General features: G+C 38.6%; 12 protein-coding genes. 11 read left to right on the top strand and 1 reads right to left on the bottom strand.

Annotated elements, in window-relative coordinates; translation table 11 throughout:
• Window positions 1-32 precede the first annotated feature (32 nt).
• The 6 genes from ACM0OR_RS20190 (at window position 33) to ACM0OR_RS20165 (ending at window position 7,639) form a co-directional block, all read left to right on the top strand.
• A complete protein-coding gene (locus tag ACM0OR_RS20190; protein ID WP_414578319.1) occupies window positions 33-2,705 on the top strand; it encodes an ABC transporter substrate-binding protein in 2,673 nt (890 codons plus the stop codon).
• Window positions 2,706-3,030: 325 nt separating this feature from the next.
• Entirely contained in the window at window positions 3,031-3,738 is a 708-nt protein-coding gene (locus ACM0OR_RS20185) for a DNA-binding response regulator (protein ID WP_414578318.1), read from the top strand.
• A gap of 91 nt (window positions 3,739-3,829) precedes the next feature.
• Window positions 3,830-4,483, top strand: coding sequence for a hypothetical protein (locus ACM0OR_RS20180; RefSeq protein WP_414578317.1), 654 nt, complete (start codon window positions 3,830-3,832; stop codon window positions 4,481-4,483).
• 5 nt (window positions 4,484-4,488) lie between these two features.
• The gene (locus tag ACM0OR_RS20175) at window positions 4,489-6,225 is read left to right on the top strand and encodes a VWA domain-containing protein (RefSeq protein WP_414578315.1); all 1,737 of its coding nucleotides are present in this window, start codon (window positions 4,489-4,491) and stop codon (window positions 6,223-6,225) included.
• A 71-nt stretch (window positions 6,226-6,296) separates the two neighbouring features.
• Entirely contained in the window at window positions 6,297-6,668 is a 372-nt protein-coding gene (locus tag ACM0OR_RS20170; protein ID WP_414578314.1) for a hypothetical protein, read from the top strand.
• A 122-nt stretch (window positions 6,669-6,790) separates the two neighbouring features.
• A complete protein-coding gene (locus ACM0OR_RS20165) occupies window positions 6,791-7,639 on the top strand; it encodes a metal ABC transporter permease (RefSeq protein ID WP_190708556.1) in 849 nt (282 codons plus the stop codon).
• Window positions 7,640-7,651: 12 nt separating this feature from the next.
• On the opposite strand, the gene ACM0OR_RS20160 is transcribed toward ACM0OR_RS20165, so the two are convergent.
• On the bottom strand, window positions 7,652-8,173 hold the full coding sequence (locus tag ACM0OR_RS20160; RefSeq protein ID WP_414578313.1) for a hypothetical protein: 522 nt from the start codon (window positions 8,171-8,173) through the stop codon (window positions 7,652-7,654).
• Between the two features lie 315 nt (window positions 8,174-8,488).
• On the opposite strand from ACM0OR_RS20160, the gene ACM0OR_RS20155 reads away from it, so the two are divergent.
• The 5 genes from ACM0OR_RS20155 (at window position 8,489) to ACM0OR_RS20135 (ending at window position 17,356) form a co-directional block, all read left to right on the top strand.
• Window positions 8,489-9,274: an HAD family hydrolase gene (locus ACM0OR_RS20155; RefSeq protein WP_414578311.1), complete on the top strand. Its 786-nt coding sequence runs from the start codon at window positions 8,489-8,491 to the stop codon at window positions 9,272-9,274.
• A 170-nt stretch (window positions 9,275-9,444) separates the two neighbouring features.
• A complete protein-coding gene (locus ACM0OR_RS20150; protein ID WP_414578309.1) occupies window positions 9,445-10,686 on the top strand; it encodes a DNA double-strand break repair nuclease NurA in 1,242 nt (413 codons plus the stop codon).
• A gap of 608 nt (window positions 10,687-11,294) precedes the next feature.
• On the top strand, window positions 11,295-13,997 hold the full coding sequence (locus tag ACM0OR_RS20145) for a PAS domain S-box protein (protein ID WP_414578307.1): 2,703 nt from the start codon (window positions 11,295-11,297) through the stop codon (window positions 13,995-13,997).
• A gap of 549 nt (window positions 13,998-14,546) precedes the next feature.
• Complete coding sequence (phnD, locus tag ACM0OR_RS20140) at window positions 14,547-15,572, top strand: phosphate/phosphite/phosphonate ABC transporter substrate-binding protein (RefSeq protein ID WP_414578306.1); 1,026 nt, start codon at window positions 14,547-14,549, stop codon at window positions 15,570-15,572.
• Window positions 15,573-15,574: 2 nt separating this feature from the next.
• On the top strand, window positions 15,575-17,356 hold the full coding sequence (locus tag ACM0OR_RS20135; RefSeq protein WP_414578305.1) for a sensor histidine kinase: 1,782 nt from the start codon (window positions 15,575-15,577) through the stop codon (window positions 17,354-17,356).
• The last annotated feature ends 185 nt before the right edge of the window (window positions 17,357-17,541 follow it).

Genomic DNA, 17,541 nt, shown 5'->3' with positions numbered 1-17,541 from the left:
TCCTAACTTCCAGATGTTCCCCTTGGTCGTTTATGCTGCCATCCTCTGCTAGACCTAAAATACCTGAAAACGTCGCTGTTGTGCTGGAGATTAGTAGCGGTAGCTTTGCTGACGGCTTTTCTGTGAAGCTTCAGATTTTAGAAGATGGTCGCACTATTCAAGAAGATGATGATTTACCTCATATTCCGGCTGCGTCAGAAATGCCACACTTGTATCAGGAATGGCAAAACACATCATTGGAGAACAGTCGCCAACTACAAGCAGTTCCAGCACAGGTAACGAATGTAGCTAATCTGGAAACCTGGAAACAAAGAGCGGAAGAGTTACAGAACTATTGTAGAAGATGGTTTGAAGATAGCGCGTTTAGGAGTTTGCGCGATCGCATTCAGGCTAATACCAGAGTCAGCACTGATCAATCTGTCCCCATTATTATTAGATGTCCTACACAAGATGATAACCAAAATGAAATTCTCCGTAGACTACCCTGGCATATCTGGGATTTATTTACTAAGCTTCCCAATGCCGAGTTTGCCTTATTTACTGGATTTCGTGAGCAAGTCCCGACTTTTAAAGCACCAGTCAGAGTTTTAGCGATTTTTGGCAGTTCTCAGGATGGTTTGCAATTAGAACAAGATGCCGCCGCCTTAACACTTCTAGAACAGCGTGGAGCGCAAATTGTTAAGCAATCAGAGCCGAGTGAAGAAAAGATTTCTCATCTTTTATTTGATCAAGATTGGGATATCTTGTTTTTTGCCGGACATAGTTCTAGTGAAGGTAAAAGTGGACAGATTCAAATTAGTGAGGGCAAATTTTTACCCTTAGATGCGTTAAATAAAAGCTTAACAAAAGCCGTCACGAGAGGTTTAAAGTTAGCAATTTTTAATTCTTGTGATGGGTTAAAAATTGCCGATTTTTTGGCAAAATTGAACGTGCCGGCTGTCATCGTCATGCGCGAACCTGTACCGGATAGGATTGCTTATCAATTCTTGCTCTACTTTTTGCGGGAATTCTCTCAGGGTAAACCTTTGTGTTTGGCAGTGCGTGAAGCTCGCGATCGCTTAGAATCTGTACAAGGTACTTTTCCGGCTGCTTCCTGGCTACCCGCCATTTGTCTGAATCCCAATCAACCGGAGTTTGTTTGGCCTGATAAAACTCCCCAAAACCTTAAATCATCATTTTTCCTGTCTCGTTCTCGGCTCATGCTGGGGTTGGCTGCTTTAGTGGGAGTCATCGCTGTATCTATCCCAATTACCATCAATCGCTGTCAAATTTTTCCCTCAAGCTGCATTCCACCAGAGCAAGTGGCTGATGATATAGAAAAATTTATTAGTTATGGTAAACAGCCAATTGCTGATAGCAGAGTTCGACTGAGTGATCCATATCTCTCATTAAAGCAGCAAGGTATTACAGCATTTGCTGAAGGTAGATATGGCGATGCAGTAGGGATTTTTGATAACCTGCGTAATCAAGCAAAATTAAATAAGTCTGCTCCGGGTTTCCGTAAAACAGCATTAGCAGCACTACAAGATCCAGAAATTCTGATTTATCGTAACAATGCTCTTGTGAATCTGCGGCGTACCCAAAACCCGAATTTGCCCATTTACACCATTGCTGTTGCTGCACCATTAAATTTCAACTTTGGATTAGATATCCTCTTTGGAGTTGCTCAAGCTCAAGATATAGCAGTTAAAGATGGGTTGAACTTACAAGTCATTATTGCTAACGATAGCAATAACACTACTCAAGCTCGGAGAATTGCCGAAGTCATCTCCAACGATGCCAAAGTTCTAGCTGTGGTGGGACATTACACCTCTCCCAATACCTGTGCAGCCTTGAAAGTTTATTCCCCAAAGGAGCTTGTGGTGATTTCTCCCACAAGTACCGTAGTTAATTTCCAATCAAATCCAGACTGTTATGATCCCAAAAAAGTCTTCTATCGTACCGTTTCATCAAGTCGAGTAGAAGCCTATAGTTTAGTGCAGTATTTAGTGGAAAATCTTAAAAAACCTCAGCCAAAAGTGGTTGTTTTTTACAACTCTCAAGAGGAGTTTAGCCAGGATTTATTTGAGCAATTTAAGCAGGTTCTTAGAGCATTTAATGGACGCATAATTGCTAAATTTGATTTGTCAGATCCCAAGTTTGATATTACTAAACTGCCACCAGAAGTTAGAGATGCAGATGCTTTAGCATTATTGCCAGATGGCGGAACTAACGATAGTCTTGCATTGCAAAAAGCGGTTGATATTATCAAATTAAACAACCGTAAAAAACCAATTTTAGGAGCAAATCCTCTATATCTACAAGAAGTTATTGATAAGGCTCAAACTACCACAGTAAATAGCTTATTCCTCACAGTTGATTGGCATCCCAACCAGTGTGGGGCAGGAAATTTTAGAAAAGAGATAAATGAATACTGGGGTGGCGATTTAAATCGCAGAACAGCCCTGGCATATGAAGCTATTCAAGCAGTTTTACAGGCGATTAAGTTATCAAATTCCCCTGTGAATCGGCAAGAAATCCGACAAAAACTGTCTGAGACAGGTATCAGGCCTGAGACAGCAGCGTCTAGTAAGATTATTGATGGTTTAAAGATTAGTTTTAATGCGAGGGGCGATCGCATAGAATTTACCACGCGGGCGATCGTTAGTGTTAATAATCAATTGAAGTTTAATCTCGTAAAAGATGTTCCTTGTTCTCAACAATAATTTAAAAAGTCGCAATAAAATGCAACTTTACTAAAAATAAATTTAATTGTAAAGTTACATAACAAATTTAACAATTTTCACTTTATCTGACGATATTCCCTCAGAGGTGTAAGAGCATTTTGAATTTTAGATATGGAGTAATTCATGATGTGTCGTCAACTCATCCAAAGACTATTTTTATTTTGTATCACACTAATTTTCAGCAAGCCCTAATTATTCATATCAACGCCCTCCGCTATCAGAATAACTCTAAATGTAAGTAGAAAATTTGCCTAGTTTCTACACACCAAAAACTTGTCCCAATTCATAATCCAGGTATAAAAATATGACCCAATTTTTAGCAAAAACTACATCCCTGCAAATTGTTTTAGTTGATGGTTCTGATATCTGTCTAACTGGAACAACTGAACTGCTCAAAAATTATTATCCTGATGCAAAAATTAGCCTGGCTCAAACAGCTAATGATGCTCTAAATAAAATATCTAATTTGCAAACCAACCTCATAATTATGGATATTTGTTTACCAGAACAGCCTGGAAAAATAGCACAGACTCATATAGGTCTTGAACTCTTGCAGCAGGTGATGCACAAATATCCTAAAATGAATATTCTTGTCCAAAGCCCTTATGTGAAAAGACTAGTGCAAATTAAACCTGCAATTGATACCCATAAAGGGGGCTTTGTTATTGCTGATAAAAATATTACTAACCAAGAAATGCTCTCCAGAATAGATGGGGCATTAAGAGGATTTACCTGTATCAAAGAAATTACAGACATTCATATATATCCAAATATATATGAGGAATTAAACGTTAAACCAGAGATATTAAAGTTACTCAGCCTAGCCTTTAATGAAGGATTCCAAGATAAAGCGATCGCTGCACATATTTGTGTATCTGAACGCACAGTTCGCAACCACTGGGATACATTGCAAGAGGCTTTAGGTATTGATTGTGATGAATTAAGAACTCAAGGGAAAAACATCAGAATCATGACTAAAATTCGCGCCAGAGAAGCAGGCTTAATTGATTAGTTCGTAATAAGGACTTTAGTCCTTAGAAATGCAGGACTAAAGTCCTTACTACAAACTTATTTTCTCAAATCATGCACGAGGTAATCTATTCATGATAAATCCATCTCGGCGTAATTTTTTACAACTGTCTCAAACTAAATTATTAATAACTGGGCTATTAATCAGTTATGTGAGCTTTATTTTGTGGCTAGGAATGCGTTTGATTGTGATATTTAGCGGTGCAGTAATTGTTGTTTTGGCGATCGCATCTTGGTATATGCAACTCCAACGGCAAAAAAGCCGCATTTTGGCAAATTCAGCAGATTTGCTGCAATTAGATGTATTTCTTGGTCATATCAATTACTTGGATAACCAGATTCCTCATGCTTGTCAATCTCTGTGGCGATCAGTTCGACAACAGACTTTAACGATTCAGCAGATTACTATCCAAATTTCTCAGCAGGAATCAACTTTTACTCCAGACTTGCTAGAAACCTTGCACACCGTTTTAGATTTGCTTGACCGACTGGTAAAGGCTTTGCAAGTAACTGAAAAAGTCCAAACATCACACTATCGAGAATTGGCAAAACAACAGTTGCAAAGCAGTCTGACCCGACTTCAGCACACCCAGGATCAACTTCAGGAATTGCACGACCAAATAGCACTGGACAATTTGGGACAACCTATACTCACTAATTCTGGTGTGATCTCAACACGACTGCAAACACTGATTGTTGAAAACACGAGAGGAATTTTAAGAGACTAAATCACATGAAAAAATTACGTTTTCAATTTGGGCTAGTAATTGGGCTATGCCTCAGCTTGTTGTGCGCTTGTACTATACCCATAGATATTGATTCCTTTGAAAGTAGCGATCGCTATCTGCGTGAACAGCTTTTACCAAACATTCAAGTAGATTCACAGCTAGTATCTGATACCACGTCCTATACTGTCGTGATTCCTCCGGTGGCTGATTCTGTACCTGATCCCAACACCTTTCCTCTGTATGGTGCAAAGCCTAGCAACAATTCAAATATTGTGTATGTGGAAATCTATAGTTCAGCAGAAAAAGCCAATGGAGAACGAGACGATGAACGTTGGTTAGTTGATGTTGCCGAAAAATTTAATCAACAACGTCAAAAACTCCCATCTGGACAAGTGATTCAAGTCGGGATTCGGAATATTCCGTCAGGATTAGGCGCACAGATTCTCGCAGCCAGAAAAGGGAAACCCGCAGGCTACACCCCAGCAACTGCTATGTGGTTGGAACTACTCAAAGCAGAAGGATTATCCCTACAAGCGATCGCACCTGCTTTAGCCCCCAACCAAGCCATCTTTGCTATTCAACCCCAAGCCTATAAAGAACTAGCTCAAGGTGGAGAGGTGACATTTGATCGGCTGATGGATGCTATTCTCTCAGGTAAAATTCAAGTTGGTTATTCCAATCCTTATATTGCCTCATCAGCCTTAAATTTTCTGCACACCTTACTATGGCGTTCAGCCGGTCATGCTCAAGATGGTAAACCATTGACTATCGCTGAACTAGATGAGCCTCAAGTGACTTCAGCTTTTAGCAGCTTCCAAAAACAAATCAGCCTGACAACACCTACATACTTAGACTTAAAGCAAATTTGGCTGCGTGATTCCCAACAGTTTCAAGCGATCGTCATGGCTTACCAAAGCTATGTCAACTTGAAGAAACAGCCGGAATTTGCCAAACTGGCTTACATTCCCTTCGGTAATCCTGAAAATTCACCATTAGTAGGATTTGATTGGAATAGTGCATCTGAGCAAGCAGCTTTGAAGCAATTTGCTACCTTCGCTACCTCTGCACCCATGCAAGAATTAGCAAAACAACAGGGATATGAACAAACAGAATATCTCAAGCGCAGTAAATTTCCACCCATACCATCAGGGGAAGTGTTGAAAGCGGTGCAGTCATTCTGGAAACAACGCAAGGATGGCGGACGGACTGTATATATGGAACTGATTGTAGATACAAGCGGTTCGATGGAAAAAAACAACCGCCTCAAAGCAGTTCAGGAAGCCTTACGATTTGCTAGCAAACAAATCAACCGGGGTAATCAGATTGGGTTAATTACATTTAGCGATCGCCCCGTTCGCCGAATTGCGCTTGCTCCCTTCAATGAATTAGAACAAAAACGATTATTTGCAGCCATAGACCAACTGCAACCTGATGGCAATACAGCCCTCTATGACGGACTAGCCGTTGGTTTGGCAGATTTGATGGAAAAACGCAAAACCGATCCCAACGGGCGATTCTACGCCTTACTGCTGACTGATGGCGAAAGCACCACGGGAATTGAGTTTGCACAAATTCAGGATGTGATTAAGCACAGTGGAGTGAGAGTTTATCCCATCGCCTACGGTGAAGTCAATCAAGAGGAATTAGAAGCGATCGCCGCAATTCGAGAAGGCAGCGTTTACCAAGGTACACCCGAAAAAGTCCAAGTTCTGCTCAAAGACTTGTTTCAGACTAATCTCTAGGGATTGGGGACTGGAGATTGGGGATTGGGAAGATATTTTCTCATAAGTGAAAGATATTACGAATTAAAAAAATGAATCTCAACACGCAATTACTTAAAACTTTAGGACTCAGTTGGTTAGTTTTTTTGCTCACTGGATTGCTAATCAGTTGGTTGTTTGCAATTCCCTCTATTACACTACTGATTGATCGCAGCTATTGTCCGGCGACAGAATGGCAGAAGGTTGTTCAAACTTATACCACACTCTATCAGCAACATCAACAACGCCGGTTGCGATTGCAATCTGTCATTTTGTTCAGCAGTTTAGGAGAAGATAGATTGTCAATTCCACCCAAGCCTGAAGTATTACAACAGTCACCAACCTACGGACAAGCACAGTCACCAAGGCAAATGCAACTACGAAAAAACTATCCCCAAGCACAACTGTTACAGTGTCCGCAATAATCACCTGTCCCCTGTCCCCTGTCACCTGTCACCTGTCACCTGTCACCTGTCACCTGTCCCCTGTTTCTCTCTAGTACAAATAAAGCTACCATTGAGAATAGGTGAAAAGGTGACACTAGTCTATGTTAGAAGCTTTAATTGAGCCATTGCAGTATGGATTTATGCAGCGATCGCTAGTGATTGCGATTTTGGTGGGTTTGTTGTGTGCGGTTGTGGGTAGTTACTTGATGGTGCAAAGACTAGCACTGTTGGGCGATGCTATTAGCCACTCAGTTTTACCAGGATTGGCGATCGCTTTTATGTTAGGGGCAAATATTTTTATTGGCGCGTTTATTGCTGGGGTTTTTAGTACGGTAGCCATAACTTGGATTAGGACGCGATCGCCCATTAAAGAAGATGCCGCAATGGGCATAGTTTTCTCTGCATTTTTCGCCCTTGGCATTACCTTAATTACTATTATTCAAAAAGATAATAAAATCGACCTCAATCACTTTCTTTTCGGCAATATTCTGGGTGTAACTGTAGATGAAGTACGGGACACAGCCATCATTGCCGCCATTGTTTTAATAGTAATTGTTCTGTTATATAAAGAATTACTATTTTACACCTTTGATCCCTTGGGAGCGCAAGCCGCAGGTTTACCAGTCAATCGGCTTAACTTTGGCTTGATGCTATTGATTTCGTTAACTATTGTCGCTAGCATGAAAGCTGTAGGTGTAATTTTAGTTTTATCACTATTAATTACACCAGGCGCAACTGCCTATCTTTTAGTTAAACGTTTACACCAAGTCATGTTTTTAGGTGCAGTCATTGGTGTGATTTCTAGTATTAGCGGTATGTATCTCAGCTACTTTTATAATTTGCCCTCTGGCCCAGCAATTGTCTTAGTAGTGTCAGGATTATTTCTGTTAGCTTTATTATTTAGTCCCAAACATGGCGTTTTAATTCCTACTAGTAACCAAAAAGGATGATTTTTTCTATAATTATTGATTGTATAAGCCATAAGATGAGTTAACTTCCCATCTGTTACTAATTTTTTGGAGATGAAAGATACTGGCATAATGACACGCACTTGGACAATAAAAAGCCAGTTGAATTATAGCTTGGGAAAAATCCTGAGAAAATCCAGGACGGGTTAACCAGTAAAAACAAGTCCAGCGATGATCATAATCGTTCCGAAGTTGATTATACTGCTCCTCGGAAATGAAATTTACTTGATTATCGCCGAGAAAATCTTGTAATAGAGAGGGCTGCTTGTTGATAAAAACCCAATCATCATAAGTCTCTTTTTTTGGAGGGTATAGATTTTCATTAGTGGTTATATTTCCGAAAATCTTCTGATGCCAGAACCATTTTCTCGAACTCAGATTTCCCCAAGAAGTTATTTTACCTTCACTATCTGTAGAAATAATTCCACTAGATTTTTTAATCAGTAACGCTCCTTGTAACTGTCCGTCATGTTGAATGAAATCAGAGAGGAACTTTGGTTCTTCTAGCGATCGCATATTAATTTTTATTAATTAAAATTTCTCAAATCTACTATAATTCATGCAAATATCTATGGCAATAAGGTTACTTAAGCAACCACAGCCATTAGAATAATTAAAATAATTAAACAGGACTGAGCTAGCAATTATGTATTTTTATCAATGTAAATATGAAGAGATAACGCCAAGCTTTTGTGTTGGTTGCAAGTGTGTCAGTTACATGAAAATATTTAGACATGATTTATAATTTCCTTACCAAATTAAGATATTTTTATACAAAAAATGTAGATAGCATCCGTTAAGCTGACAAAAGCAGTTTTAAACCTCGAAACCATGACAGCAAATAGTCCGAAAATTTTAGCTTTAGACTTTGATGGTGTGATTTGCGATGGACTAATTGAATATTTTGAGGTAGCATGGCGTGCTTACTGTCAAATTTGGTCGCCTGCTAACGATACACCACCAGATGATTTAGCTTTAAGATTCTATCGCCTCCGACCTGTAATTGAAACAGGTTGGGAAATGCCAGTGTTAATTAAAGCTTTAATAGATGACATTCCAGAAGACAAGATTCTTCAAGAATGGGGAAATATTACCCCACATATTTTGTCAACTGACAAGCTACAGTCAAAAGAAATTGCGATCAAATTAGATAGTCTACGAGATGAATGGATTGCTACAGATTTAGACGGTTGGCTGAGTCTGCATAAATTTTATCCGGGTGTAGTGGAAAAACTAAAAGTAACTATTGATAGCGAAGTCAAGCTATATATTGTCACCACCAAAGAAGGACGATTTGTACAGCAGTTATTGCAACGAGAAGGGGTGAACTTACCGCCAACAGCAATTTTCGGCAAAGAAGTCAAGCGTCCCAAATACGAAACTCTGCGCGAATTAATTACAGGTGCAGATATTCAACCCGGTAATTTGTGGTTTATAGAAGACAGACTCAAGACATTGGAGTTAGTCCAACAGCAAACAGACTTGAAGGATGTCAAGCTTTTCTTAGGAGATTGGGGTTATAATACCCAACCAGAAAGAAAAGCTGCCCAAGACAATCCGCGAATTAAATTATTATCCCTGTCTCAATTTGCTAAAGATTTTTCTGGGTGGCTGTGATAATTAGGGGACAGGGGACAGGGGACAGGTGACAGGGGAAAAGAAAGCAGGGGAAGCAGGGGGGAGCAGGGGGAGAAAAATACAATCAATGCCTACCTACTCACTACTCACTACTCAGCACTCATTACTCAGCACTCACTACTCATTACTCAGCACTCACTACTCACTTTATGCTTGATTTAACAAAATTAGCGCGACAAATGCAGGGTTTAAGTCAGCATCTTAGCCAAGAAGCTGTGGCTAGTCGCCAGCGTTTAGAGTTGGCGCAACAGCACCTCAAAAAAGCTTACGAGTGTCAACAAGAGGTGATGGAACGTCAGGAAAAATGGCGCGATCGCATTCTCTTTGCTAATGCTACACCCCTTGAGCCGCTAAATACTCGCATAGATATCCCTGTTCCCCCCAAGGTACACACTGTTATTGCTACCGATGGGTCGCAAATTGCCCCCAACCATCACGAAATTGCTTACTGTTATCTCTTGAATATTGGTAGGGTAGTCCTACACTACGGACAAAATCGCTATCCGATTATGGATAGTTTGCCAGAGGTATTTTACCGCCCTGAAGATTTATATATGTCCCGCCAGTGGGGAATTAAAACTGAGGAGTGGATGAGTTACCGCCGCACTTCTAGCGAAGCGACGGTGTTAGCTGAGTTGGCGATAAGTCAATTCAAAATTGAAGCACCCCTGGAGACTGAGGACAAGGGGACAAGGGAAGGTAATAATTCTCTCTTTGCCACAAAAATCCCTGCTTTAGCGATGGTGGATGGTTCTTTAATTTACTGGTTTTTGGAACAATTACCTATAGATGCACGCGATCGCATTTTACCCCCCATCCTGGAAGCTTGGAGTCAAATGCGTGCGGCTCAAATTCCTTTGATGGGTTATCTTAGTGCTTCTCGTAATGTGGAGGGGGTGAATTTTTTACGGTTGTTGGCTTGTCCGCATCCCGCACCAGATTGTGTCAGTTATTGCCCAAATCAACTAGAAAAAGTCCCTTGCAAGGTGTTTGATCCCTTACGAGATACGGCATTGTGGACTACTCAACTCACACCTGGACAACGAGGTCCTCTCTGGCGCAGCAATAACCGCATCCTGGAACTTTACGCAGACCAAACTATCTATTTTTGTCACGTTCACGTCGGTACAGAAATTGCACGGATAGAAGTACCCGCATGGGTAGCTGAGAATACAGCCATGTTTGACCAAGCTTTGGGGTTGATGCTGGCACAGGTACAGAAAGGCTGTGGCTATCCTGTGGCGATCGCGGAAGCCCATAATCAGGCTGTAGTCAGAGGCGGAGATAGAACCCGTTTCTTTGCCTTATTAGAGAAACAAATGATTAAAGCTGGTTTGAGAAATGTCGGTACTTCTTACAAGGAAGCCCGAAAACGAGGCAGTATTGCTTAATATTTCAACTCATTTTTGCAAATTAGTTACTCACGAGAAACCCCCAAAACCAAACATAAAAAATAGATATACCCTGCTTCCTACTCCATTTTTACAGCTAAGTATTACTTAATTTAAGCAGTTTTATTCATATGCAGTAATTTTTCTGAAAAAACAAACTTTCACTTGATAGTGAATTCAATTACTCATATTTTCCTTGTAGAAATACCTGTATTTTGCATTTTTTTATATTTTTCGAGTGATTACTTTTCAATTAAATATTTTTCTAGCTTTTTCGTAACACTTCTTATTTTTGAATTAGAGTTATTAAGTAGCATTTCCTGGTTTTTTAGGGAAGTATATATTTAATACAAACTTGAGTTTATGAAATCCCAACAGTCTAATAAATAGCTAATTCGATGTATTTATATTCTTTTTCATAATATAAATACATCGATTTGGAGATTTTGATCGATGCCCTTTTTAGATTGAAAGAAAGCCGATTTTAGATTTTTTTGTCTCATGCTGGGCTAGCGTCCTACTAAGCTACCAGCCTTTATAGGTGAACCAAAATCTAAAATTCGTTGACATGACAAAGTGTTAAAAAATAATTTCAGAGCTTAAGCATTATGAAACCAACCAAGTGTCAATCTCAACAAATAGCTAAAAAGCAATCTCTCTTCTTTGAATCAGCTATTGATTTATTCTGTATTGCTAGTTTTGATGGATATTTTAAATTTCTCAATCCAGCCTGGACAAAAACATTAGGTTGGTCGCAGGAGGAACTTCAAGCAAAACCTTTTATAGAATTTGTTCATCCTGAAGACCGTGAAATTACAAATTTTAATACACAAAAGCTTGTTAAATGTCAAGCAGATATAATTGGTTTTGACAATCGTTATTTATGTCGAGATGGTTCTTACAAATGGTTGTCATGGAACGGAAATATAGATATTGCAGAGAAATTAATTTATGCTGTAGCCCGTGATGTGACAAGTCAAAAAGAAAGAGAAACATTAATACAACAAAATATTAAAGAGTTAGAAGCATTTAAATTTGCATTAAATGCCCATTCCTTAGTAGCTATTACAGATATTCAAGGGCGAATAACTTATGCAAATGACCAATTTTGCGAAGTCTCTAAATACTCTAGAGAAGAGTTGTTGGGACAAGATCATCGCATCATTAATTCTGCTTATCACCCCAAAGAATTTTTTCCCAATTTGTGGCGAACTATTTCTCAGGGGAAAATTTGGAAGGGAGAAATTAAAAATAAAGCCAAAGATGGCACATTTTATTGGGTAGATACTTTAATAGCACCCTTATTAAATGATGATAATAAACCATATCAATATGTATCAATTCGGACAGATATTACCCAACGTAAGCTTTCAGAGTTAGCTTTATTAGAGCGATCGCGTTTATCACTCTTAAGTGCTGATGTGAGTTTAGCCTTATCTCAGAGTGGTACACTACCAAAAGTTTTACAACACTGCACAGATACTATCTCACAATACCTTGATGTTGCCTTTGCGTGCATTTGGACTTTTGAGCGACAAACTCAACAACTAGAATTACAAGCTGGTGTACAGTGTCAAAATTCTAGCTGTAATGTTTTACAACATAACCAGGACTTTCCCAATCACATGGTTTTAGCTAATAAAATCATTGGTGTTATGGCTCATAATTATCAGCCTATTATTAACGAGCAATTCAAAATTAATAATCAAGATAAAGTTATCGATCAAGCATTTTTAGGATTACCATTTTCTGCTTATCCATTAATTATAGAACAGCAGTTAATTGGTGTTATTGCATTGTTTAATCAGCAATTATTTACAGAAGCAACCCATAACCTTTTAAATTGGATTGCTAATAATATTGCTGTTGCTATTGATCGCATTTGGGCAAGAGAAGAACTTCTCAGTCGTAGAGAAGCCTTATTATTGAGTCTAGCCAGCCAAATTCGTAGTTCCTTAGATATAGATACTATTCTCGAAACTGCTGTCAATGAAATCCGCAGTTTATTACAAGTTGATCGCTGCTATTTTCTTGAGTATTTATCTAACCCTTCTCAATCTAGCTTCACAATTACTCATGAATCTCGCAATTATCAATTGCCTACAATGTTAGGTAATATGCCTCTACAGAATAATGATTTTATCAAACAAGTTTTTCTCAACCAAGAAATAATTTGTATTAATGATATTTACAATCATAGTAATATTGATCAGAATACACAAGCACTCTTAAGTGAGTTTGGGATTACCTCTCAATTACTACTACCTGTTAAAAGTAATTCTGGGGAAATGGGAGCAATTGTTTGCAGTCATTGTAGTGGCGAAAGAGTTTGGAGTCAAAGCGAAATTGGACTCTTGCAAGCTGTAACAGATCAACTAGCGATCGCCATTGACCATGCCCAATTGTACAATCAAAGTCTTGCCGCTACTTTGGCAGCGCAAACCCAAGCAGAACAACTCACCACAACTTTATATCAGTTGCAGCAAACTCAATCTCAACTGATTCAACACGAAAAAATGTCCAGTCTGGGACAATTAGTAGCTGGGGTCGCTCATGAAATTAATAACCCAGTGAATTTTATTCATGGTAACTTAACCTATGCTAATGAATATTTTGAAGACTTGATAAAGCTAGTAAATCTTTACCGCGAACATTACCCCAATCCCAAAGCCGAAATTCAAGAACTCACTGAAGAAGTTGATTTAGATTTTCTTGCTAATGATTTATCTAAACTTCTTAATTCCATGAATATGGGTACTAATCGTATCCGTGAGATCGTGTTAAGTTTACGAAATTTCTCTCGTCTTGACGAAGCTGAGAAAAAGTTAGTTGACATTCACGAAGGCATTGATAATACATTACTAATTTTGCATCACCGTTGGAAAAATAGTGGTATCGGTTTGAATATCTCCATTGTTAAAGAATATGGAAATTTGCCATTAATTGATTGTTATCCTGGGCAACTAAACCAAGTTTTTATGAACATTTTAACTAATGCAATTGATACCTTGGAAGATTCAATAGTCAGTCATCATGAACGATTATCTCAACCACAAATTCAGATTCGGACTGAAATTCTAGATAACAATTTTATTTCTATTAGTTTTGCAGATAATGGCTCTGGAATGACCGATGAAGTCAGAAGTCGTTTATTTGATCCATTTTTTACAACTAAGCCTGTGGGTAAAGGCACAGGATTGGGATTATCAATTAGTTATCAAATTATTGTCGAAAAACATGGGGGAACATTACAGTGTTTTTCAGAACCAGGTAAGGGAACAGAATTTTTGCTTAAAATTCCAGTGAAATAAAAATTACCCTTCCATAAATCCTATTTTACAAAAAGCCGCCCTTTAAGGACGGCTTTTTGTAAGTATCTAACTTCCGCAAGCAATAGTATTCTTTTGTCTTTGCTTAAGCGTATACAAACAATTCATAAATTGACCAAAGTGTTATTTTGCGTAAACTGACATCTTGCATCAGTTATTTAATACTACTTTTTGTAGGGTGGGCAATACTTCTATAGTCATGAAACTCGATTTTTACATTGTGGGTATTGCCTACCCTACACTTAGTGAGAATGGTGCAAGATATCAAACTAGGCGGCGAAGTGCTAGCAAAATCTACAAGAAACACTCTCCTTCCCTTTCTTTCCTCTTCACTGTCACTGGGTCACTGGGTTTTGAAACCCATTTTTTCGATAAAGAATTGGGATCAATGTTGATGTCATTGCTAATCCGGTATAAACTTGCCACTATTAACCTGATATTTCCTAGGAGAAAAATTTATTCAGCTGATTTTAGGTAAAAAATCAAATCCTAGTATTGGCGGAAACTATTCATCACCAGAGTCTAAATTCTATGACAAAAGCCTTGCAGTGGCTTGTTCACAAACGTTCTGTGCTGAGTGGCAAGATTTTAATTGTAGGTGCGATCGCATCACTACTGAGTATGGGCTGTAATGAAAATTCATCCCAATATAGTCAGCAGACTCTCAATCAAACCTCATCACCATCACCAATGAAGGTATCTAGACGCACAAGAGAAAGACAAGGTACAGCGTATGAAACCCCTAGCAATACCACAGAAAATCAACCCAATCTCAAAATTGGGTTAATGCCTACCCAAAATCAGACAGATCAAAAACTAGCACTTAAACCTCTAGGTAATTATTTAGAAAAATATCTAGGGCGAAAAGTTGATTTCCAAATTGCTCAGGATAATAAGGAAGTTTTACAGTGGCTAGTCCAAAATCAAATAGATATGGCCTACTTGGGATCTGTTACCTATCTTGAAGCTGTAGAAAAAGGTGCAAAAATTCAACCTTTGGTAGCTCCTATTGACACCAATACAGGTCAACCTTGGTATCGATTGTGTATTATTGTTAAAGCCGATAGCAACATTAAAACATTAGAAGACCTGAAAGGCAAAAGTATTGCTTTTGTTGATCAAACCTCTACTTTCGGGTATCTTACAGCTTTAGCAGATTTAAAACAACAAAGAATTGATAACCCTTATCGAGATTTTACTCAACTCATTTATTTGGGCAATCATAATCAAAGTATGACAGCACTAGAAAATGGCATGGTTGATGCTGTTGCTAGCAATCTTGCTTTGTATACGAATCAGCAAAAAAATGTTAAACTCACAACAAAAAATACCAAAATTATTTGGGAATCTGCTCCCATACCCAATTTTCCCATAGTAGTATCGGAGGAACTATCCCCTGAGCTAATTCAACAACTTAAGCAGGCTTTTCTAAGTATTAATACTGAAATTAGTGCTGTTGAAGGTAGTGAATTAAATGCATACACCCTTGTCATTGCTTCTGATTATGATCAGATTCAAAAAATCCGCCAAGAATTGAACTTAATGTCTCTCCCGTAAAAATGAAAATCTCTACAAAGCTACTGACTAGTTCTGCCGTATCTGTTGGACTTGTAGTGGCTATCCTCATTGGTAATACGGTAGTGGTGCAGCAAATTAAACAGACTGTACGCGAGAAAAGCTATGACACTGCGGAAACCATCAAAGCGGCTCTAGAAGCAGACAACGCCTTGAAGTCAGAAATTATTATTCTTAAAGATTTTGTTTTATTCCAAAATCAGAATACAGAAATTGAACAATCCCATGCGGAGTTTATCAACTCCCTAGATGAGTTAGAACGCTTAATGCCAGATGTGCCAGAAATATCTGTAATTCGTCGTCGTCATCAGTTTCTTCGCAATATAGCAACTCAATTAGTTGAGCAAAGTTCTAATCAAGGTAGTGAAGCAGATTCACAGCTATATTTTCGCTCTATTAATTCTTTTAGCCGAGATATTAAATTATTTCTTGATCAACTGATTCAACGTACTGATGAACATAGGCTGTTAGTAGAAAAAGATTTAGAAAATCTTCATCAAGTACAAAGAATAATTTCTTTTGTAGTAGTGGCTGTGATTTTGATGCTATTAGTTGGCAAATTTATGTTGATTTGGCGGCCAACAATCAAATCTTTGCAGAACTTACAGACGGGAACATCAGAAATTGCTACAGGCAACTTTGAGTATCGTTTGGATATTCGTACAGGTGATGAAATTGAAGACTTGGCGACAGCATTTAACCACATGGCTATTAAATTAGCTAAGTCTCATGAAACACTGATCAAAAATACAGAATTAACTCACATGAATCAACGTTTGGAGTTAGAAGTTACTGAACGCAAACAAGCAGAGTTAGAACTCCAAAGAGCATTACAAGAATTGCAAAGTACCCAAGCACAATTGATTCAAACTGAAAAAATGTCTAGCTTAGGTCAGTTAGTAGCTGGGGTAGCGCATGAAATTAATAATCCAGTGAATTTTATTTACGGTAACGTGACTCATGCTAATAGCTACACCCAAGAACTACTAGAGTTAGTCAGTTTATATCAAGAAGAGTTTCCCCATCCCAGTAAAAGAATTAAATCAAAGATTGATCACATGGACTTGGAGTTTATCCAAGAAGACCTACCGAAAATTCTTGGTTCGATGACAATGGGATCTCAGCGTATTCAGCAAATAGTTTTATCTTTACGCAATTTCTCCCGTCTGGATGAAGCGGAGATGAAAGCGGTCAATATTCATGAAGGAATTGAAAGTACACTGTTGATTTTGCAAAATCGGTTTAAGGCTAAACCAGAGAACCCCAAAATCGAAATTATCAAGGAGTACGGCCAGCTACCTCTGGTAGAGTGTCATGCAGGACAGTTAAACCAAGTATTTTTAAACATTATTAATAATGCTATTGATGCTCTCAATAGTTACAATGCCGAGCGTACCCCACAAGAAATTGAAACTGATCCTAGTTACATTAAAATTAGCACTCATATCACGAAAAATGACCGCGTAGTTGTGAGAATAGAGGATAATGGCCCAGGCATGACCGAGAAAGTTAAACAAAAGTTATTTGACCCATTTTTCACAACTAAACCTGTAGGTCAAGGGACAGGCTTAGGTTTATCGATTAGTTATCAAATTATTGTTGATAAACACTCTGGAATATTGCGTTGTGAATCAGAGTTAGAGAAAGGATGTGAGTTTTGGATTGAAATCCCTTTACATCAACAGGAAATTCGACATTCGACAGTTCCAATGGAAGCGATCGCTTACAATGGTAACACTGCCGACTTTCCCGTGTCCTACCATTGAGATACCCATCCTCCTGTCATGCTGACGCAGCAAGCATCTCACTCCCTCACCTCAGTCATGAGATTCTTCGTTCCACTCAGAATGACAAATAGTAAACCTGTCATACTGACGCAGGAAGCATCTGTGTTCTACTCAGAATGACAAATAGTAAACCTGTCATACTGACGCAGGAAGCATCTGTGTTC

It is taken from the genome of Anabaena sp. CCY 9402-a (assembly GCF_963920945.1).
Lineage (GTDB): Bacteria > Cyanobacteriota > Cyanobacteriia > Cyanobacteriales > Nostocaceae > Trichormus > Trichormus minutissimus.
Note: the sequence above shows the minus strand (reverse complement) of the source record. Positions and strands in the feature narration are given on the sequence as shown.

Excerpts from the sequence above, each read along its gene's own strand:
- ACM0OR_RS20190 (WP_414578319.1), top strand. The coding sequence starts at position 33 with ATGCTGCCATCCTCTGCTAGACCTAAAATACCTGAAAACGTCGCTGTT.
- ACM0OR_RS20185 (WP_414578318.1), top strand. The coding sequence starts at position 3,031 with ATGACCCAATTTTTAGCAAAAACTACATCCCTGCAAATTGTTTTAGTT.
- ACM0OR_RS20180 (WP_414578317.1), top strand. The coding sequence starts at position 3,830 with ATGATAAATCCATCTCGGCGTAATTTTTTACAACTGTCTCAAACTAAA.
- ACM0OR_RS20175 (WP_414578315.1), top strand. The coding sequence starts at position 4,489 with ATGAAAAAATTACGTTTTCAATTTGGGCTAGTAATTGGGCTATGCCTC.
- ACM0OR_RS20170 (WP_414578314.1), top strand. The coding sequence starts at position 6,297 with ATGAATCTCAACACGCAATTACTTAAAACTTTAGGACTCAGTTGGTTA.
- ACM0OR_RS20165 (WP_190708556.1), top strand. The coding sequence starts at position 6,791 with ATGTTAGAAGCTTTAATTGAGCCATTGCAGTATGGATTTATGCAGCGA.
- ACM0OR_RS20160 (WP_414578313.1), bottom strand. The coding sequence starts at position 8,173 with ATGCGATCGCTAGAAGAACCAAAGTTCCTCTCTGATTTCATTCAACAT.
- ACM0OR_RS20155 (WP_414578311.1), top strand. The coding sequence starts at position 8,489 with ATGACAGCAAATAGTCCGAAAATTTTAGCTTTAGACTTTGATGGTGTG.
- ACM0OR_RS20150 (WP_414578309.1), top strand. The coding sequence starts at position 9,445 with ATGCTTGATTTAACAAAATTAGCGCGACAAATGCAGGGTTTAAGTCAG.
- ACM0OR_RS20145 (WP_414578307.1), top strand. The coding sequence starts at position 11,295 with ATGAAACCAACCAAGTGTCAATCTCAACAAATAGCTAAAAAGCAATCT.
- phnD (WP_414578306.1), top strand. The coding sequence starts at position 14,547 with ATGACAAAAGCCTTGCAGTGGCTTGTTCACAAACGTTCTGTGCTGAGT.
- ACM0OR_RS20135 (WP_414578305.1), top strand. The coding sequence starts at position 15,575 with ATGAAAATCTCTACAAAGCTACTGACTAGTTCTGCCGTATCTGTTGGA.